Raw genomic sequence first — 18,574 nt, forward strand, 5'->3', positions numbered from 1 at the left:
AGGCGAAGGGCCCGGCGCACGGGATGGACGGATGTGCGCCGGGCCCTTCGCCTTCGGCGTACGTACGCGTGCGGGTATGGGTCCGCGTGCGGGTATGGGTGCGGGTATGGGTGCGGGTACGGAAGGGCTCAACCGCGCGCGGCCGAGAGCTCCTTGGCGGCCTCGGTGAGGTCCTTGGCGGTGTCGATGGCCCGCCAGTACGCCCCCTGCGGCAGCGGGAAGCCCGCCAGACGGCGCTCTCGGGCCAGCCGGGGGAACGTGGTGCGCTCGTGGTCGCCCCGGTCCGGGAGAAGCCCTGTGAAGGCCGCGGAGAAGACGTACACACCCGCGTTGATGAGGTACGGCGAGGGCGGCGACTCGATGAAGTCGGTGATGTGCCCGAAGGTGTCCGTCTCGACGGCTCCCCAGGGGATCCGGGGACGGGCGAGGGCGAGCGTGGCGGTGGCGTCGCGCTCGGTGTGGAAGGCCGCCATGTCGCGCAGCGAGAAGCGCGTCCAGATGTCGCCGTTGGTGGCGTACCAGGGGCGGTCGGGGTGCGGGAGGTGCGCGGCGGCGTACTTGAGGCCGCCGCCGCGGCCCAGCGGCTCCGTCTCCACCACGGTGGTGACGCGCAGCGGGAGTTCGGCGGAGTCCAGCCACTCCTGGAGGACGCCGGCGAGATGGCCGCAGGAGACGACCACGTCACTCACGCCCTCGGCGGCCAGCCAGGAAAGCTGATGGCCGATGATCGGGGTCCCGGTGCCCGGGATCTCGATCATCGGCTTGGGGCGGTCGTCGGTGTAGGGGCGCAGCCGCGAACCCTGGCCGCCTGCCAGGATCACGGCCTGCGTCGGAGACGGAGACGTAGTCATACGGGGCACGATATGCGGCGGGACGTCGACGGCCCGCCGGTGCCCGGCTCTGGTCAGCCTCTCAGCTGCTCGGTCTGCTCGGTCGGCCCGGCCGCCGTTCAGCCGGTCTGCTGGGCCACGCCGGAGGCGAAGGAGGTGTCGCAGACGGGGCGGGAGAACGACTGTGCGCGCGTCGGACCGTACTGGTTCACCGCGGCGCGGCCGAGCGAGCGGGCGATCGACATGCAGTGCTGGGCGAGCGAAGGACGCCGCTCCACCTCGCGCTGGAGGTGGGTGAGCGCGACGCCGGGGTCCTTCTCCTGGAGTTCGAGGAGGAGCTTGTCGCGCAGGATGTCCTGCGGGGCGCGGGACTTGGCGCGTACGTTCACCTTCTCGGAGGACGCGGTCAGGACCTGTGACTCGGGTCCGCTCGTGGACCACGGGACGCGGGTGACCGCGAGGGTCCCGGAGAGCACCAGGACGACGGGCAGGACGAGAGCGAGACTTCGGCCGATTCGGCGGGCTGTGTGGGTCACGCGAGCGAGCGTAGCGGGCGGTAATGATTTGGCGACATTTAGTCACCCTTGCGGGGGATGGTTCGAGGGAACTTTTCGAATGCGTGTTGACGCACGGAGTCCGAAATGGCTGTTATGCCGGGGTATTTGTCGACACCCGAGGCGCGTGCGAAGGGCCCCGCACCGGAGTGCGGGGCCCTTCGCACGCGCTGATGTCAGTCACTCGTCGGTTGCTCGTCAGCCGTTCGTCAGCCGTTCGTCAGTCGCTGAGGCGCTCGCCGGTCGACGAGGAGAAGACGTGCATCTCGCCCGCGCGCGGCACGACGTGCAGCTCGACACCCTTGTCCGGCACGGCGCGGCCGTTGACGCGGACCACCAGGTCCTGGTGCTTTCCGCCGACCTGCGCGCTGCCGTACACGTAACCGTCGGCGCCGAGCTCCTCGACGACGTTGACGGTGACGGCCAGCCCGGCCGGGGCGTCGGCGGTGGCCTTGGTGAGCGACGCGGCGGCGGCGCCGCCCTGCTCGACGATGTCGAAGTGCTCGGGGCGGACGCCGACCGTGACAGTGGTGTCGCCCCGGTCGGCCGCGGCGGAGAGCGCCTCGCGGGAGACCGGGACGACGCTGTTGCCGAACTTCACGCCGCCGTCGGTGATCGGGACCTCGACCAGGTTCATGGCGGGGGAGCCGATGAAGCCGGCGACGAAGAGGTTCACGGGACGGTCGTACATGTTGCGCGGCGAGTCGACCTGCTGGAGCAGACCGTCCTTCAGTACGGCGACCCGGTCGCCCATGGTCATGGCCTCGACCTGGTCGTGCGTGACGTACACCGTGGTGATGCCGAGGCGGCGCTGGAGCGAGGCGATCTGCGTACGGGTCGAGACGCGGAGCTTGGCGTCGAGGTTCGACAGCGGCTCGTCCATCAGGAAGACCTGCGGCTCACGCACGATGGCGCGGCCCATCGCGACACGCTGACGCTGACCGCCGGAGAGGGCCTTCGGCTTGCGGTCCAGGTACTCGGTGAGGTCGAGGATCTTCGCGGCCTCCTCGACCTTCTTGCGGATCTCCGCCTTGTTCACGCCGGCGATCTTGAGCGCGAAGCCCATGTTGTCGGCGACGGACATGTGCGGGTACAGCGCGTAGTTCTGGAACACCATGGCGATGTCCCGGTCCTTCGGCGGCAGGTGCGTGACGTCGCGGTCACCGATGCGGATGGCGCCGCCGTTGACGTCCTCAAGACCCGCGAGCATGCGCAGGGAGGTCGACTTGCCGCAGCCGGAGGGACCGACGAGGACGAGGAACTCGCCGTCCTCGATCTCGATCTCGAGCTGGTCGACGGCGGGCTTGGTGGATCCCGGGTAGAGCCGGGTCGCCTTGTCGAACGAGACAGTAGCCATGGTGATGTGCTCCTTCACCGGCAGGAACGTGCCGGACGATCCGAGTAAGGGAGTGGTCTGGTCCACATGCGTGAACCTGCCGTGACGCTACCTGGCGATGCTCCTCCTGTCAGTAGCCGGAAGACGACGGAATTTTCGATCGGGGCGCCGGGCGATCCGGTTAGACTTCTCGGACGCGCCTCCTTAGCTCAGCTGGCCAGAGCAACGCACTTGTAATGCGTAGGTCGTCGGTTCGAATCCGACAGGGGGCTCCACCAGTGGAAACGCCCCGAACTTCGAAAGTTCGGGGCGTTTTGCTCTGTGAAGTGGTGGTGGTCGGCAACGGCCTGTCGGGCGCTCTGGGCGGAGCTTTTCCCGGCTCCCGTACAACCCTCGCGTCCCGGAAACCGTCTCCTGTGCGCCGACCGCCACGCGGCTCCGTGTCTCATTCCGGACGACCGTGGAGGAAAAGCACCTTTTGGCCTGGGGGCTCCCAGACGCGCGACCTCCCCGGCCGATCCGGTCTCCACCGCAGCAACCGAACGCCCTCCGGGCCCGCACACACCGCGCGGGCCCGGATTTACCGGCATCCGGAGTCTCATGCGTACGCATGCCCTGTTCCTGACCACCGCCCTCGCCGCCGGCCTCCTCGCGGCCGCCCCTTCCGCGGCCGCCGCGCCCTCGGGCCTCAGTGGCGACTTCAACGGCGACGGACACCGCGACCTGGCCCTCGCCGCGCCGTACGCCTCCCTCCCCGGCCAGGGCATGTCCGGATACGCGGCGGTGGTGTACGGCACTTCGGCCGGCATCAGTACGGCCAAGCGCACGGTCGTGCACCAGAACTCGACCGGTGTGCCGGGCTCCGCCGAGGCCGAGGACACCTTCGGCGCGGCACTGGCCGTCGCGGACTTCAACGGTGACGGCTACGCCGACCTCGCGGCCGGAGCGCCCGGTGAGGACGTGGGGTCCGACGGCGACGGCGGCAGCGTCACCCTCCTGTGGGGCTCCGCCACCGGTCTCAAGGGCGGCACCACCGTCAAGGACCCGGCGGCCTCCGCGCACGACGAATTCGGCCGCGTTCTCACCGCCGGTGACTTCGACGGCGACGGCCGGGCGGACCTGGCGGTCGGGGCGTCGGGCTCCTTCGTTTACGTGATCAAGGGCGGCTTCACCCAGGCGGGCGCCACCGGCGCCGTTCAGAAGGTCGGGCTGCCCCAGAAGGCCAAGTACGGCATAGACGCCGCCGAGGCGGGCGAGATCAATGCCGACAACCGGTCCGACCTCGTCATCACGTACCGCACCACCACGCCCGAGGGCAAGGACTGGTCGAAGGGTGTGGCCTACCTCGGCTCGTCCGCGGCGAAGGGGGTCGACGCGGCCGTTCCCCGCCCGCTGGACGGCGGTACGTCCATCGCCATCGGCGACATCGACGGCGACGGCTACGGCGAGGTCGCCCTCGGCAACACCTTCGGGAAGGGCGACGACCACGACGGCAGCCTCGGCGGCAAGGTCGTGGTCATCCGTGGCTCCGAGGGCGGCCCGGTCAACGGGGACGTCCCGATGGCCCGGCTGACGCAGTCCAGCCCCGGCGTTCCCGGCGCCGACGAGGAGCGCGACGGCTTCGGCGGCTCGCTCTCCATCGCCGACACCAACGGCGACGGTTACGGCGAACTGGCCATCGGCGTGGTCTTCGAGGACATCGGCGAGGACGAGGCGACCGGCTCCGTGGTCGTCATGCGCGGTTCCGCCGCGGGTCTCTCCACGACCGGTGCGAAGAACCTCTCGCAGTCCACCTCCGGTGTCCCCGGCGCCGCCGAGGACATGGACTACTTCGGTTCCGACGTGCACCTCTCCGACGTGACCAGGGACGGCCGCGCCGACCTGGCCGTCACCGCCGGTTTCGAGAACGAGGGCGCCGGCGCCGTCTGGACCCTGCGTTCCACCACCGCGGGCGTCTCGACGACCGGCGCGAAGAGCTTCGGGCCCTCCGCCCTCGGGATGCCCGCGCAGTACGGCGCGTTCGGCGCCCACCTCACCAACTGACCCCGTATCACTCCCCTCGGCCGGGCGGTTCGGCGAGCCGCGGGGAAAACGCCCCGGACCTGGAGGTCCGGGGCGTTTTCCTGCCCGGGCGGCGGTGGTTCAGTGGCGGCCCGCGATGCGGTCGGCCGCTCTTGCGAGGGGGTCCGTCTCCGTCGTACGGCCGGACGCCTCGCGGCGGTCCGCGGTGCGGTAGGCGGCGTACATGCCCTGGACTCCGAGCCAGCGGAAGGGCTCGGGCTCCCATTTGCGGACCTTGTGGTTCACCCAGGGGAGCGTGGTGAGGTCGGTGGGGCCGCCCTGGCCCGAGTCCTGCTGGATCAGGTCGCGCAGGGTGCGGGCGGCGAGGTTCGTCGTGGCCACGCCGCTGCCCACGTAACCGCCGGCCCAGCCGATACCGGTGGAGCGGTCCAGGGTGACGGTCGAGCACCAGTCGCGGGGCACGCCGAGTACGCCCGACCAGGCGTGGGCGATGGGGACGCCCGCGGTGGTGGGGAAGAAGCGGATCAGGATCTCGCGCAGCGCCTCGACGGTGGCGGGCTGGGTGCGGCCGTCGTTGTCGGTGCGGGAGCCGTAGCGGTAGGGGACGCCCCGGCCGCCGAGCGCGATGCGGTCGTCGGCGGTGCGCTGGGCGTACATGTAGGCGTGGGCCATGTCGCCGAGGGTCTCGCGGCCGTCCCAGCCGATCGTTTCCCAGGTGGAGGCGGGGAGGGGGTCGGTGACGATCATCGAGGAGTTCATGGGGAGCCAGGTGCGGCGCTGGCCCTTGAGGCCGGCCGTGAAGCCTTCGGTGCAGCGCAGGATGTACGGGGCGCGGACCGTGCCGTAGGGGGTGACGGCGTGCTTCGGCTTGATCTCCGTGACCGGTGTGGACTCGTGGATGGTGACGCCGAGGGATTCGACGGCGGTGGCCAGGCCCTTGAGGAGTTTGACCGGGTGCAGGCGGGCGCCGTGCGGGGTCCAGGTGGAGCCGACGGCTCCGGTCACCCGGATCCGGCCGGCGGTCTCGCGGGCTCCGTGGAGGGTGCGTTCTTTCTCGCCGAAGGAGATCTCGGTGGCGTGGAAGCGCTTGAGGCGGGCCAGTTGGGCGGGGGTATAGGCGACTTCGAGTACGCCGCCGTGGTGGATGTCGGCGTCGATGTTCTCGGCGGCGGCGGTGCTGATGACCTCGGTGACGGTGTCGTTCATGGCCTGCTGGAGGCGGACGGCCGCGTCGTGGCCGTGGAGCTCGGCGTAGCGGTCGCGGCCGGCGATGCCGTTGTAGAGCCAGCCGCCGTTGCGGCCGGAGGCACCGTAGCCGCAGAACTTGCCTTCCAGGACGGTGATGGCGAGGAAGGGGACGGCTTTTTTGAGGTAGTACGCCGTCCAGAGGCCGGTGTAGCCGCCGCCGACGATGCAGACGTCGGCCGTCGTGTCGCCGGGCAGGGGCTCACGGGGGGCGGGTATGCCCTCGTTCGCGTACCAGTAGGAGATGCCGCCGTTGACGGTGCTCATGATCCTGTTGCCCCTGCGTTCGTTTCTCGCTGCTGCTCAGTGGTGGTGGCGCGGACGCTAGCGGGCGGGGGCGGGGTGCGGCAATGGCGGGGTGCGCGGTGGGGTGTGCGGTGTGGTGTGCGGTGTGGCGTGCGGTGGAGTGAGCGGTCGTAGGATCCGGGCGTGATCGGGATTCCGGAAGCTCTGGTCGAGACTCAGGTGGAGTTCAACGGCGAGGCGGGGCGGAAGTGGATCGCCGCGCTGCCCGGGGAGGCCGCGGCGTATCTGGAGCGGTGGCGGCTCCGGCTCACCGGGCCGTCGATGCACGGTGCGGTCTCGCTCGTACTGCCGGTGGAACGGGCCGACGGGACGCCGGCCGCCCTCAAGCTCCAGCTGCTGGACGAGGAGAGCGCGGGCGAGGCCGCCGCGCTGCGGGCGTGGGACGGGAACGGTGTCGTACGGCTGCTGGAGCACGACGCGCACAGCGGCGCGATGCTGCTGGAGCGGCTGGACGAGAGGCGGCACCTGTCGGTGGTGGCGGACACCATGGCGGCGGCGCGGGTGGTCGCGGAGCTGCTGGCGCGGTTGAACGCGGTGGCGGCGCCCGAGGGCGTACGCCGCCTCGGGGACCTCGCGGGGGCGATGCTCGACGACGTACCGCGACGGGTGCGGGGGGCGGCCGATCCGGCGGAGCGGCGGCTTCTCGAACGGTGCGCGGGGGCGGTGCGGGAGGTCGCGGGGGAGCCGGGCGGGCAGTTGCTGCACTGGGATCTGCACTACGACAACGTGCTGGCGCCGCTGGCGGGGTCCGGGCGCGGTGAGCCGTGGGTGGTGATCGATCCGAAGCCGCTGGCCGGTGATCCGGGGTTCGAGCTGCTGCCCGCGCTGGTGAACCGTTTCGAGGCGGAGCAGGTGCTGTCGCGCTTCGATCTGATGACGGAGGTGCTGGGGCTGGACCGGGGGCGGGCGCGGGCGTGGACGCTCGGGCGCGTACTGCAGAACGGTCTCTGGGAGTTGGAGGACGAGGAGGAGGGAGAGGGCGGGCTGCCGGGGGAGCTGGTGGCTGTCGCGCGGGCACTGCTTACGCTGCGGGCATGATTCGAAACGCGACGCCCGCTGATGTTCCGGCTGTTCACGAGATGATCCGCGAGCTCGCGGAGTACGAGAAGGCGCTGCACGAGGTGCGTGCGAGCGAGGAGCAGCTGCGCGAGGCGCTTTTCGGGGAGCGGCCCGCCGCGTACGCGCACATCGCGGAGACGGCGGAGGGGGAGGTCGTCGGCTTCGCGCTGTGGTTCCTGAATTTTTCCACCTGGCGCGGGGTGCACGGGATCTACCTGGAGGACCTGTACGTGCGGCCCTCGCAGCGCGGCGGCGGGTACGGCAAGGCGCTGCTGGCGTCGTTGGCGCGGATCTGCGTCGAGCGGGGGTACGAGCGGCTGGAGTGGTCGGTCCTGGACTGGAATTCGCCGGCCCGCGAGTTCTACAAGTCGCTCGGGGCGGTGTCCATGGACGAGTGGACCGTGAACCGTCTGACGGACGACGCTCTCCATAGGCTGGGGACGGGCGCGTAGGCGTCACCGGGGTGACCCCGCCGACCGTGAACGCCCGTCCGGGGCATCCCAGGGCGGGCGTCGGCGTATGCGGCAATCCGCGACGGCCCCGGCCATCCGCCTCCACGGGGGACCGGCGCCGGGCCCTCTGCGCGGTCAGGGTCTGCCATCGCGGACATGGCCGGCTGGAAGAGCTGGGTGGAGAACGCGGTGGACGCCAGGTTCCGGGACGTGGCCTCCGCCGCGTACACGGCCGTCAGCCGGTCCGGCGATGCGTGGAACCGGGACTGGCCGAAGTCCTTCAGCGACTGGAACCAGCGCTTGGCGATGGGGTGCCGGTCGCCGGACGCGCGGGGGCGGCCGGGACCTTGTCCGCCTCCGCCTTCACGGTCGCGGGGCCGTCGGTGTCGCGCCTTCGGTGCTGGTCGGACCGCTTGGGCGCAGGTCCGGGCGTGGCTGGTCACCTCCTGGGCTGGGCGATGGACGCAGGGTCCACAGTGCCGTCGGGCGGCTCTCCGCCAGGCGGCACGGCGGGGTGTTTCACCAGGCCGCCGCCACCGGCCACGCGGAGCCGTCACGCACGTGGCCGAACGCCGCTTCAGGAGCGTACGTTCGCCGCGTCGAGGAGGGTCTTCGCCGCGTCGCGGGCGTGGCGGGCCGGGTCCTGGGAGCCGGTGATGCCTGCCGTGGCCATCGCGCCGTTGGCCAGGACGGCGAGCTGGGCGGCGAGCCGGTCCGCGGGCCCGGGAGGCGTGCCGGCGGCTGCGACGAGTTCGGCGAAGTGGTCCTGGAGCGAGCGCTTGTTGGCGCGGGCGATGTCGGTGACGCCCTGGGACACGCCGCCCAGCTCGCCGAAGGTGTTGATGAAGGAGCAGCCGCGGAACGTGTCCCGGCCGAACCACTCCTCCAGGTGGTCGAAGACGGCGAGGACGCGCTCGCGAGGGCTCTCGTGCGCGGCGCTGGCCCGCTCGATTCCGCTGCGGACGGTTTCGTCGCGGCGGCGCAGTACCGCTTCGAGGAGGTCGTCCTTGGAGGGGAAGAGCTGGTAGAGGCGCTTGAGCGACACGCCGGACGCGGAACGGATGGCGTCCATCCCGACGGCCTGTACGCCGCGTTCGTCGAAGAGGGTCTCGGCCGCGTCCAGCAGGCGGGCCTCGGCGGTTCCGGCGTCCATTCCTCGATCACCTCTTGCGTGGAGAACCATCGTTCTCCTACTCTACACGGCATCGAGAGAACGATCGTTCTCCGTCGATTCGTCCGTCTCACGCTGCCCGGGAGTAGCTGTGTCCGTGTTCGGTACGCGCCACCACACCGTCGACATCGACGGACTGGACGTCTTCTACCGCGAGGCGGGCGACCCGTCCCGCCCCACGCTCGTCCTGCTGCACGGCTTTCCGTCCAGCTCGCACATGTACCGGGGGCTGATCGCCGAACTCGCCGACGAGTTCCACCTGATCGCCCCCGACCACATCGGCTTCGGGCGCTCCGCCGCCCCGGACGCCGGTGAATTCACGTACAGCTTCGAGAAGTTGACCCAGGTCACGCTGGCGCTGCTCGACAGGCTGGGGGTGGAGAGGTTCGCGCTGTACCTCCACGACTACGGCGCCCCGATCGGGCTGCGCATCGCCAGTCGCGATCCGGGGCGCGTGACCGCGCTGATCAGCCAGAGCGGCAACGCCTACCGGGAGGGCTTCACGCCCTTCTGGGACGTGCTGTTCGCGCACGCCCAGGACCGCGCGACGCACGAGCCCGCCGTACGCGAGCTGCTGACCGCCGGGGCGACCAGATGGCAGTACGAGCACGGGGTGCCGGCGGACCGGCTCGACCGGATCGGCCCCGAGACCTGGACGCTGGACCAGGCCGGACTCGACCGGCCGGGGAACAAGGAGATCCAGCTCCAGCTCTTCTGGGACTACCGGTTCAACCTCGACGGTTACCCGGCCTTCCAGGAGTACTTCCGCATCCACCGGCCGCCGGCGCTCGTCGTGTGGGGGCGGGGCGACGAGATCTTCGGGGTGGCGGGCGCGGAGGCGTTCGCCCGGGACCTGCCCGACGCGCGGATCCATCTGCTCGACGCCGGGCACTTCGCGCTGGAGACGCACGGCGGGGAAATCGCGGCTCTGGCGCGGGACTTCCTGCGGGACGTGCGATGAAGAGGACGCACGTGCCCGCCGTGGCGGCTTCCGCCGCGACCGGGCTCGCGGACCCGGGCGCCCGGTACGCGGGCCGAGCAGGCCGCGCTGCTTGAGCCAGGGCCCAGAGGGGCCCGCCGTTGCAGAGGGCGTGCGGGCCCTCGTCGGCCCTGTACGGGCCCTCGGCGGTGCGGGCCGGCCGCCGAGCGTGGGGTGGGCCTCGCGCAGGGTCACCTTGGCGCCCGGTTCGGCCGTGGTGACGGTTGCGGTGAGGCCGGCCACGCCGCTGCCGGGGACAGTGATGCGGAGCATTTTCCTGTTCCCCTTTCCTGTGCCGTCGTTGGTCGCTCTCACGGGTCGTACGGGTCTCACGGGTCGTACGGGTCTCACGGGTGAGGACGGACGGCGGGGGCGCGGATGCGACATCGGGGCCGGGGGGCACCGGGGATCACCGGGAGCCGCCGGGAGCACCGGGTATCGCCGGGTGAGTTGTCAGTGGGGTGGTACAGCATGGGCGGATGGCACGGAACGCGAAGCAGACGCAGGCAGTGGTACGTCCCGTACGGCGCCCCGAGGTGCGGCTGCCGCCGCTCGCGCCGTTCGGGCCCGATGGGCTGGAGCCCGAGGGGGACTACGACGGGTTCGAGTTCCGGGACCTCGACCTGGGCGGCCAGGAGGGGCGCGGGGCCCGCTTCATGGACTGCGGTCTGTACGGTGTCGCGCTCGACGGGACGGGGCTGAGCCGGGCGCGCATCATCGACTCGGTGCTGGACGGGGTGCGGGGGGTGGGCACCGACCTGGCGGAGGCGTCACTGCGCGATGTGGAGGTGACCGACGCCCGGCTCGGCGGGGTCCAGCTGCACGCGGCGTCCCTGGAACGGGTGCTGGTGCGGGGCGGGAAGATCGACTACCTGAATCTGCGCAGGGCGCGCCTGAAGGACGTCGTGTTCGAGGGCTGTGTGCTGGTCGAGCCGGACTTCGGCGGGGCCCGCCTGGAGCGGGTGGAGTTCCGCGACTGTGTGGTGCGGCGGGCGGACTTCAGCTCGGCCACGATGGTCGGTGTGGATCTGCGTACGGTCGCGGAGCTGGACATCGCGCGGGGCGTGGACCGGCTGGCGGGGTCGGTGATCAGTCCGTCGCAACTGTTCGAACTGGCCCCGGCGTTCGCGGCGCAGATCGGGGTGCGGGTGGAGAGCCCCGGGGAGTAGGAGGGGAGGAGGGAGCAAGGGGGCGCGGGTCAGGGGGAGACACGGGGGAAGCGGGCCTGGAGGTCCCACACCACCGGGTTGTCGGCGAGGCCGTCGTGCAGGTCGGTGAGGTCCGCGATCAGGTCGTGCAGGAAGTCGCGGGCCTCGCGGCGCAGCAGCCGGTGACTGAAGGTGATCGGGGGCTCCTCGACCGGCATCCAGTCGGCGGCGATGTCGACCCAGCCGAAGCGGCGCTCGAAGAGCATCCGGTCCGTCGACTCGGTGAAGTCCAGCTCGGCGAACTGCGGCTGCGAGGCGCGGCTGCCACGCGGGTCCCGGTCGAGCTGCTCGACGATGTCGCACAGGGCCCACGCGAAGTCGAGCACGGGAACCCATCCCCAGGCTGTGGACACCTCCCGGTCCGACGTGGTGTCGGCGAGATAGACGTCCCCGCAGAAGAGGTCGTGCCGCAGGTCGTGGACGCCGGCGCGCCGGTAGTCGGTCTGCGGGGGGTCCGGGAAGCGCCGGGAGAGGGAGTAGCCGATGTCGAGCACGTGGTCGATGGTGTCACGTCTGCCGGACGGGCTCGCCCCGGCCGGTTCTGGCCCGCGAAAACGTCACCGCTCGCGCGTTCGGGTGAACGGTTCCAGGTTCCGGCTGGGTGAGGGCGCCTACTCCGGGAGTGTCGCTCTGCGCGGAAGAGGTCCGCCGTGGCACTGCCCGTACCGGAGCGCGCGCGTGGTGTGAAACCGGGCTCAACGGTGATGAGCTCGATCGCGTACAAGCTGTCGGAGACCGTCCCGCTGCCCGAGCCCCTCGGTTCCGGCCTCGACACCGGCGAGTTCCGGCCCCGCGAGACCTGCCTGCCGACTGCCGACTGCCCACTGCCGAATACCCACTGCCATCTGCCGGCTGCCTGTTGCCGGCGTTACGGCAGCAGGCGCTGTTCCTTCGCCACCGCCACCGCGCCCGACCTCGTGTCCACGCCGAGTTTCGCGTAGATGCGGCCCAGGTGGGTCTTCACCGTCGCCTCGCTGATGAACAGCGCGCGGGCGATCTCCCGGTTGCCCAGGCCGTGTGCCAGCTGGCCGAGGATGTCCGTCTCCCGTTCCGTCAGGGCCGGGCGGGCCGCACCGCGCATGCGGTCCATGACGCGGCTGGCGACCGGCGGGGAGAGCGTCGTGCGGCCCTGGGCGGCCGAGCGGATCGCGGTGAAGAGCTCCTCCGGGCGCTCGGCCTTGAGCAGGTAGCCCGTCGAGCCCGCCTCGATCGCCCGCGTGATGTCCGCGTCCGTGTCGTACGTCGTGAGGACCAGGACGTGGACCCCGGTCGGAGCGATGCGCCGGGTGGCCTCCACGCCGTCGATGCCCGTGCCCAGCTGGAGGTCCATCAGGACCACGTCCGGGGTCAGCTTGGCGGCCATCGCCACCGCTTCCTCACCGCTGCCCGCCTCCCCGACGACCTCGATGTCGGGTTCGCTGCCCAGCAGGGCGAGCAGTCCGGCGCGTACGACCAGGTGGTCGTCGCAGAGCAGGATGCGTACGGGACGGGCGGGGCTTACGGAACGTGCGGGACTCATCGGACGCGCCGGGTTCATGACGGGGGCTCCAGGGGGATCGCGGCGGAGAGCACGGTGCCCTCGCCGGGGACCGACTCGATCGTCAGGGTGCCACCGAGCTGGCGTACGCGGGCACGCATCGCGGGCAGACCGTGGCCGCGCACACCAGCAGGGGAGGGGGAGGCGGCCGGGGTCTGTGCGAAGCCCGTGCCGTCGTCGGCGACGTCCAGCACCACCTGGTCGCCCAGGTAGGTCAGGGTCACCGCGGCCGCCCGCGCGTTCGCGTGTTCGCGTACGTTCGCCAGCGCGCCCTGCGCGATCCGCAGCAGTGCCGACTGCACCCGGTCCGGCAGGCCGCCGTTCGGCGCCCCGTCCACCCGGAACGCCGCCGACTCCCGCGCGGCGAGCATGCGCAGTGCCTCCTCCAGGCTGCCGCCCTCCGCCAGGTCGGCCGGGGCCAGGTCGTGGACGAAGCGGCGGGCCTCGGCCAGGTTGCGCTCCGCGATGGACTCGGCCGTACGGACGTGACGGCGGGCCGTCGCCGGGTCGGCGTCCCACTGCCGGTCCGCCGCCTGGAGCAGCATCTGCTGGCTGGACAGGCCCTGCGCGAGCGTGTCGTGGATCTCCATGGAGAGGCGCTGGCGCTCGGCGAGCGTGCCCTCGCGCCGCTCGGTCGCGGCCAGTTCGCGGCGGGTGCGGATCAGGTCGTCGATCAGCGCCCGCTGCCGGGCCGCCTGCCGCTGCATGCAGAGGAAGACGGCGGTCGCGACCGCCGCCACCGCGGGCGGCGCCAGCACCAGGTTGGGGTCGAAGCCGCCGTGCGCCAGCTGGAGCTGCGCGGCGACCACGAAGGCGGTGAGCAGGCCGACCAGGAGGAGTGCGGCGCGGGAGGGGAGCGTACGCAGCCCGGTGTAGAAGAGCGGCACCGCGCACCACGCGAAGCTCGGGGCCAGCACCACCAGCACCATCCAGACGGTGACGACCCCGCCCAGCCAGACCAGCCGGCGGGGCGCGGGGCGGGCCGCGCCGGGGGCGGCGGGGCCCAGGACCGGGCCCAGTACGTACAGCAGCGCCAGCGTGATGCTCAGCGCGATGATCCAGGGGGTGCGGGCCTCACCGGGGTGTCGCAGCAGGAAGCGGGTGAGCGAGGCGCCCAGCAGCAGGAAGAACGCGGCGTGCATCACGGGGGCGAGCCAGCGGGCGTCGGGGTCCGGCTGCTCGGGCCGTTCCCGCCGCGGTGGATCGGTCTTCCGCTCCTGGTCCTGGTGCACCGTTCGCTCCTCGCTGACCTGCGCGTACGTGTCCCCATGGTGACCCGGTGGGACCAGACCCGCATCAACCGATCGGCTGACGGACGGGTCGGCCGTCCCGCACGCGGTATGCAGCCGGTACACCGACGGTACGGGCCCGGAAGCGGCCGGAGGATCGACAACAGAGCCGAAGCGGGGCGCCACCGGACCCCACTCGGAACCTTCCCAGCCCCAGGAGCCACACCATGAAGAAGCTTTCGCTGCGCACCCGTGTCCTGACCGGTGCCGTCGCCGCCGCCGCCCTCAGCGCCGGCACCTTCGGCGCGATGTCCGCCAACGCCACCGAGCCCGCCGCCCCGCCGGCCGTCGCGGTCAAGGCCGACGCCGCGAACAAGAACCTCCAGCAGTCCACCCACCTGACCGTCGCCGCCGCCACCCAGGCCGCGCAGGCCACCCTGGACGCCGCCGAGGAGGAGAACCAGCGCATCACCGTCGCCGTCGTCGACCGCAACGGCAACACCGTCGTGACGCTGCGCGGCGACGGCGCCGGACCGCAGTCGTACGAGTCCGCCGAGCGCAAGGCGTACACGGCCGTCTCCTGGAACGCGCCCACCTCCGAGCTGGCCAAGCGCCTCGCCCAGGCCCCCAACCTGAAGGACATCCCCGGCACCCTCTTCCTCGCGGGCGGCGCCCCGGTCCAGGTCAAGGGCGCCCCGATCGCGGGCATCGGGGTGGCCGGCGCGCCGAGCGGCGACCTGGACGAGAAGTTCGCGCAGGCGGGCGTCGCGGCGCTGGGCAAGTAACGCCCTGACACCGCGCCGTGCCCGTGCAGCATCTGTGCCATGCCCGTGCCGCGTCCGTGCCATGCCCGTGCCGCGTCCGGCTGTGCGGGAGACGCCCGTCTGGCCGGGTGAGCGGGGCATTCCGCGCATATGATCCTCTCTGTGGATCAATGGTCTCGTGTACGACGCGCAGCCCCCGCCGTCGCCACCCTGCTCGCGCTCACCTCGTGCACCGGCGCCGGAGCCGGCGGGCTCGGCGGGCTCGGCGACGGCGCCCGCGGCGAACCGGGCGCGTCGGGCGTACGCGACCCGTACTTCCCCGGGCTCGGCAACGGCGGCTACGACGTCGAGCACTACACCCTGACCCTCGACTACGACCCCGAGCCCGGCGGCGACCGTACGGAAAGCACGGGCAGCACGGGCAGCACGGGCAGCACGGGCAGCACGGAAAGAACGGGCGGCGCAGGCCGTGCCGGCACCGCGGACCGTGCCGGCCGCGCGGACCACGGAGGGCCCGCGGGCCGCCTCACGGGCATCGCCGAGATCACCGCCCGCGCCACCCAGGACCTCAGCACCTTCAGCCTCGACCTCCACGGCCTGGAGGTCCGTTCCGCCACCGTCGGAGGGGCCGAGGCCGCCGTCAGCCGTGCGGGCGACGAGCTGACGCTGCGCCCCGCCGCCGGGCTCGCGAAGGGCCGGACCTTCACCACGGTCGTCCGCTACTCCGGCACCCCGGCCACGATCACCGACGCCGACAGTTCGCGGGAGGGCTGGCTGACCACCGTGGACGGCGCACTCGCGCTCGGCCAGCCGTCCGGGTCGATGGCGTGGTTCCCCGGCAACAACCACCCCAGCGACAAGGCGTCGTACGACATCACGGTCACCGTTCCCGAGGGCCTGAAGGCCATATCGAACGGCGAGTTGAAGAGCGCGCGCACCCGGGGCGGCCGCACCACCTTCGCCTGGCACAACGGCGAGCCGATGGCCAGTTACCTCGCCACCGTCGCCATCGGCGCGTACGAGACGAAGACTTCGCGCACCCCCTCCGGCCTGCCCGTCCACACCGCCGTCGACCCGGCCGTCGCCGAGGGCAGCACCGAGATCCTGGCCACGGTCCCCGACGTCATGGAGTGGGCCGCCGGGAATTTCGGCCCGTACCCCTTCTCCTCCACGGGTGCGATCGTCGAGCGCGGGAACGACGCGGGATACGCCCTGGAGACCCAGACCAAACCGGTCTTCCCCGGCGTGCCCGACCAGGGACTGCTCGTCCACGAGCTGGCCCACCAGTGGTTCGGCAACTCCGTGACGCCCAGGACCTGGCAGGACATGTGGCTCAACGAGGGCTTCGCGACGTACGCGGAGTGGCTGTGGGACGAGGACTTCGAGGACATCCCCGCGGACGACAGCTTCGCCGTGGCCTTCGCCGACCCGGACAACTGGGCCTTCCCGCCCGCCGATCCGCCCACCGCGGCCGAGATCTCGCGGGCGCCCGTCTACGGGCGCGGCGCGATGGTGATCCACAAGGTCCGTGAGGCGGTGGGCGACGACGCCTTCTTCGACATCGTGCGGGGCTGGACCGCCGCCCACCGCCACGGCAACGCGTCCACGGACGACTTCACGGCGTACGTCGAGAAGAAGTCCGGCAAGGACCTGAAGGACCTCTGGGAAACCTGGCTCCACGGCCGGGAGAAACCCGCCGCCCCCACCGCTCCGGGCCCTCCCCGGTCCGCCCGGTGACCGGAGGGTGCCCCGCCCCCCGGGGGCGGAGCGCGGACCGAACCCGCCTCTCGACCGCGTGGCTGTGTTACTGCGTTACTGCGCAACAACGCGGCAGGGCCCCGGCCGTCGTGGCCGGGACCCTGCTCGACAGGCGTGCGCGCGCCAGGTGTCAGACGCTGACGCCGAAGTCCGAGGCGATGCCCGTGAGGCCGGACGCGTAGCCCTGGCCGACCGCGCGGAACTTCCACTCCGCGCCGTTGCGGTAGAGCTCGCCGAAGACCATCGCGGTCTCGGTGGCGGCGTCCTCGCTCAGGTCGTAGCGGGCGATCTCGGCGCCGCCGGCCTGGTTGACGATGCGGATGTACGCGTTGCGCACCTGGCCGAAGTTCTGGCTGCGGGTCACGGCGTCGTAGATCGAGACCGGGAAGACGATCTTGTCGACGTCGGCCGGCAGGCCCGCCAGGTTGACGTTGATCGCCTCGTCGTCGCCCGCGCCCTCGCCACTGCGGTTGTCGCCGGTGTGGACGATGGTCTGGTCCGGCGTCGACTTGTTGTTGAAGAAGACGAAGTGGCCGTCGGAGTAGACCTTGCCGGTCGGGTTGACCGCGATCGCGGACGCGTCGAGGTCGAAGTCGGTACCGGTGGTCGTACGGACGTCCCAGCCGAGGCCGACCGTGACGGCGGTCAGGCCGGGGGCCTCCTTGGTGAGCGAGACGTTGCCGCCCTTGGACAGACTTACAGCCATCGGGATGTCCTCTTCCTTGAAGTCGTGCGGGCCGGTCGGACCCGTGGGGTCCGAAGCTACCGTCACCCGTCCTAACGCGGGCAGGTGGCCGCAAGGTTCCACGTCCGCGGGGAAAGGGGGAAGGGGAAAGCGGGTGACGCGATGCCTGTGGACACGGGATCATTGGACGCATGTCCGGGCCTCATGTCATTCGCGGTGCTGTCTCCCTGCCGGAGGCAGAGCTCATGTGGCGTTTCTCCAGGTCCTCAGGGCCCGGCGGACAGCACGTCAACACCACCGACTCCCAGGTGGAGCTCCGCTTCGACCTGGCGAAGACCGAAGCGCTGCCCCCGGTCTGGAAGGAGCGGGCGCTGGAGCGGCTCGCTCCCCGGCTGGTGGGCGGCGTCGTCTCCGTACGGTCGTCCGAGCACCGATCCCAGTGGCGCAACCGCGAGACCGCGCTGGTCCGCATGGCCGCCCTGCTCGCCGAGGCGACGGCCCCGCCGCCCAAACCGCGCAGGGCGAAGAAGATCCCCCGGGGCATCAACGAGCGCCGGCTGCGCAACAAGAAGGCGCGCGGCGAGACGAAGCGCGGCCGCGCCGGCGGCTGGGACTAGGCCCGCCCCGGAGCCGGAGCCGGAGCCGGAGCCGGAGCCGGAGCCGGAACCAGGCCCGGAGCCAGGTCCGGACCCGGAACCAGGTCCGGACCCCAGGTCCGGCCGGTCAGGCCAGGTGCCGGTAGCGGCCCCTGAAGTACGTGAGCGGGGCGCCCTCCGCGTTCGGCAGGCCCACCGCGAGCACCCGGCCGATCACCAGCGTGTGGTCCCCCGCCTCCACCCGCTGCTCGGTCCCGCACTCCACCACCGCCAGCGCGCCGTCGATCAGCGGCGCCCCGGACACCGCGCCGCGCGTATGGGCGACGTCCTCGAACAGCAGGCGGTCGCTGAGACGGCCCTTCATCGCGAACCGTCCCGCGATGTGCCGCTGGCTCTCCGAGAGCAGGGAGACCGCCCACAGCGGCTGCTCGGCCAGCAGGTCGTCCATGCGGGAGCCGTTCCGTACGCTCACCAGCACCAGCGGCGGGTCCAGCGACACCGACATGAAGGCCGTCGCGGTCATGCCGGCGTCCTCGCCGCGCGCACCGCTGTCCGGATCGTGCGCGGTCACCAGGGTGACGCCCGCGGTGAACCGGGACATCGCGGCGCGGAACTCGTCGTTGCTCACCCCCTCAGAATGGGGGATCGGGGCGGGGGACTGGGGGGAGGTCGTAGGGAACACACAGGGAACGCTATGCCCGGGGCCCGCACCCGCACCATCGGGCACAGGGACCAGGAGGGGACCGTGCGAGGTCCTAGGACCGCGGCAGCGCCCGCACACCTCCTGTGCCGCTCATCATCTGACGTGACTTGAGTCACAGAGGCCACAATTTGCTGACCCTG

The 18,574-nt window shown here is 71.7% G+C and carries 19 protein-coding genes, 1 tRNA gene and 1 pseudogene; 9 read left to right on the forward strand and 12 right to left on the reverse strand.

The features are described from left to right. Positions 1 to 128 precede the first annotated feature (128 nt). The 3 genes from ACWDZ4_RS24650 to ACWDZ4_RS24660 form a co-directional block, all read right to left on the reverse strand. Positions 129 to 851 (reverse strand): nucleotidyltransferase family protein, encoded by a 723-nt coding sequence (locus ACWDZ4_RS24650; protein WP_451510557.1) that lies wholly within the window; start codon positions 849 to 851, stop codon positions 129 to 131. A 98-nt stretch (positions 852 to 949) separates the two neighbouring features. Next, a complete protein-coding gene (locus ACWDZ4_RS24655) occupies positions 950 to 1,366 on the reverse strand; it encodes a hypothetical protein (RefSeq protein WP_344497851.1) in 417 nt (138 codons plus the stop codon). 238 nt (positions 1,367 to 1,604) lie between these two features. After that, a complete protein-coding gene (locus ACWDZ4_RS24660; protein WP_451510558.1) occupies positions 1,605 to 2,741 on the reverse strand; it encodes an ABC transporter ATP-binding protein in 1,137 nt (378 codons plus the stop codon). A gap of 177 nt (positions 2,742 to 2,918) precedes the next feature. Between ACWDZ4_RS24660 and ACWDZ4_RS24665 the strand changes: the two genes are divergently transcribed. Both ACWDZ4_RS24665 and ACWDZ4_RS24670 read left to right on the forward strand, forming a co-directional pair. Then, positions 2,919 to 2,995, forward strand: a tRNA-Thr gene (locus tag ACWDZ4_RS24665). 325 nt (positions 2,996 to 3,320) lie between these two features. Beyond that, positions 3,321 to 4,763, forward strand: a complete 1,443-nt coding sequence (locus ACWDZ4_RS24670) for an FG-GAP repeat protein (protein ID WP_451510559.1) — start codon at positions 3,321 to 3,323, stop codon at positions 4,761 to 4,763. 99 nt (positions 4,764 to 4,862) lie between these two features. Here the strand turns inward: ACWDZ4_RS24670 and ACWDZ4_RS24675 are convergent, their stop codons facing one another. Then, entirely contained in the window at positions 4,863 to 6,254 is a 1,392-nt protein-coding gene (locus ACWDZ4_RS24675; protein WP_451510560.1) for an NAD(P)/FAD-dependent oxidoreductase, read from the reverse strand. A gap of 162 nt (positions 6,255 to 6,416) precedes the next feature. On the opposite strand from ACWDZ4_RS24675, the gene ACWDZ4_RS24680 reads away from it, so the two are divergent. Next, on the forward strand, positions 6,417 to 7,331 hold the full coding sequence (locus ACWDZ4_RS24680; protein WP_451510561.1) for an aminoglycoside phosphotransferase family protein: 915 nt from the start codon (positions 6,417 to 6,419) through the stop codon (positions 7,329 to 7,331). After that, positions 7,328 to 7,804 (forward strand): N-acetyltransferase family protein, encoded by a 477-nt coding sequence (locus ACWDZ4_RS24685; RefSeq protein WP_451510562.1) that lies wholly within the window; start codon positions 7,328 to 7,330, stop codon positions 7,802 to 7,804. The genes ACWDZ4_RS24680 and ACWDZ4_RS24685 overlap by 4 nt, the downstream gene beginning before the upstream one ends. Here the strand turns inward: ACWDZ4_RS24685 and ACWDZ4_RS24690 are convergent. Continuing rightward, a complete protein-coding gene (locus tag ACWDZ4_RS24690) occupies positions 7,714 to 8,361 on the reverse strand; it encodes a phage terminase small subunit (protein ID WP_451510563.1) in 648 nt (215 codons plus the stop codon). The two genes, ACWDZ4_RS24685 and ACWDZ4_RS24690, sit on opposite strands and share 91 nt — an antisense overlap. Before the next feature lie 20 nt (positions 8,362 to 8,381). After that, positions 8,382 to 8,957 (reverse strand): TetR/AcrR family transcriptional regulator, encoded by a 576-nt coding sequence (locus tag ACWDZ4_RS24695; protein ID WP_451510564.1) that lies wholly within the window; start codon positions 8,955 to 8,957, stop codon positions 8,382 to 8,384. Positions 8,958 to 9,066: 109 nt separating this feature from the next. Here ACWDZ4_RS24695 and ACWDZ4_RS24700 point away from each other — a divergent pair, with 109 nt between their 5' ends. Continuing rightward, the gene (locus ACWDZ4_RS24700; protein WP_451510565.1) at positions 9,067 to 9,936 is read left to right on the forward strand and encodes an alpha/beta fold hydrolase; all 870 of its coding nucleotides are present in this window, start codon (positions 9,067 to 9,069) and stop codon (positions 9,934 to 9,936) included. A gap of 30 nt (positions 9,937 to 9,966) precedes the next feature. On the opposite strand, the pseudogene ACWDZ4_RS24705 reads toward ACWDZ4_RS24700, so the two are convergent. Further along, positions 9,967 to 10,227: pseudogene (locus ACWDZ4_RS24705) on the reverse strand (NAD(P)-binding protein); the annotation flags it as partial. A 206-nt stretch (positions 10,228 to 10,433) separates the two neighbouring features. On the opposite strand from ACWDZ4_RS24705, the gene ACWDZ4_RS24710 reads away from it, so the two are divergent. After that, complete coding sequence (locus tag ACWDZ4_RS24710) at positions 10,434 to 11,123, forward strand: pentapeptide repeat-containing protein (protein ID WP_451510566.1); 690 nt, start codon at positions 10,434 to 10,436, stop codon at positions 11,121 to 11,123. Positions 11,124 to 11,152: 29 nt separating this feature from the next. Here ACWDZ4_RS24710 and ACWDZ4_RS24715 read toward each other — a convergent pair whose 3' ends face one another. The 3 genes from ACWDZ4_RS24715 to ACWDZ4_RS24725 all read right to left on the reverse strand — a co-directional run bounded on the left by ACWDZ4_RS24715 (position 11,153) and on the right by ACWDZ4_RS24725 (position 13,931). Next, the gene (locus tag ACWDZ4_RS24715) at positions 11,153 to 11,656 is read right to left on the reverse strand and encodes a hypothetical protein (protein ID WP_451510567.1); all 504 of its coding nucleotides are present in this window, start codon (positions 11,654 to 11,656) and stop codon (positions 11,153 to 11,155) included. A 374-nt stretch (positions 11,657 to 12,030) separates the two neighbouring features. Beyond that, positions 12,031 to 12,681: a response regulator gene (locus ACWDZ4_RS24720; protein WP_451510568.1), complete on the reverse strand. Its 651-nt coding sequence runs from the start codon at positions 12,679 to 12,681 to the stop codon at positions 12,031 to 12,033. Between the two features lie 14 nt (positions 12,682 to 12,695). After that, positions 12,696 to 13,931 carry a sensor histidine kinase gene (locus tag ACWDZ4_RS24725; RefSeq protein WP_451510569.1) on the reverse strand — a complete coding sequence of 412 codons (1,236 nt, stop codon included), beginning with the start codon at positions 13,929 to 13,931 and terminating at the stop codon, positions 12,696 to 12,698. Between the two features lie 224 nt (positions 13,932 to 14,155). Here ACWDZ4_RS24725 and ACWDZ4_RS24730 point away from each other — a divergent pair, with 224 nt between their 5' ends. Then, entirely contained in the window at positions 14,156 to 14,713 is a 558-nt protein-coding gene (locus tag ACWDZ4_RS24730; protein ID WP_451510570.1) for a GlcG/HbpS family heme-binding protein, read from the forward strand. Positions 14,714 to 14,854: 141 nt separating this feature from the next. Continuing rightward, on the forward strand, positions 14,855 to 16,429 hold the full coding sequence (locus ACWDZ4_RS24735) for a M1 family metallopeptidase (protein WP_451510571.1): 1,575 nt from the start codon (positions 14,855 to 14,857) through the stop codon (positions 16,427 to 16,429). A gap of 151 nt (positions 16,430 to 16,580) precedes the next feature. On the opposite strand, the gene ACWDZ4_RS24740 is transcribed toward ACWDZ4_RS24735, so the two are convergent. Next, positions 16,581 to 17,156 (reverse strand): TerD family protein, encoded by a 576-nt coding sequence (locus tag ACWDZ4_RS24740; RefSeq protein ID WP_451510572.1) that lies wholly within the window; start codon positions 17,154 to 17,156, stop codon positions 16,581 to 16,583. A 170-nt stretch (positions 17,157 to 17,326) separates the two neighbouring features. On the opposite strand from ACWDZ4_RS24740, the gene arfB reads away from it, so the two are divergent. Further along, entirely contained in the window at positions 17,327 to 17,752 is a 426-nt protein-coding gene (gene arfB, locus ACWDZ4_RS24745; protein WP_093800286.1) for an alternative ribosome rescue aminoacyl-tRNA hydrolase ArfB, read from the forward strand. A 106-nt stretch (positions 17,753 to 17,858) separates the two neighbouring features. Here arfB and ACWDZ4_RS24750 read toward each other — a convergent pair whose 3' ends face one another. After that, positions 17,859 to 18,359, reverse strand: a complete 501-nt coding sequence (locus ACWDZ4_RS24750; RefSeq protein ID WP_451510573.1) for a flavin reductase family protein — start codon at positions 18,357 to 18,359, stop codon at positions 17,859 to 17,861. Positions 18,360 to 18,574: the final 215 nt, after the last annotated feature.

The sequence above is a fragment of the Streptomyces sp. NPDC003016 genome (assembly GCF_053591455.1).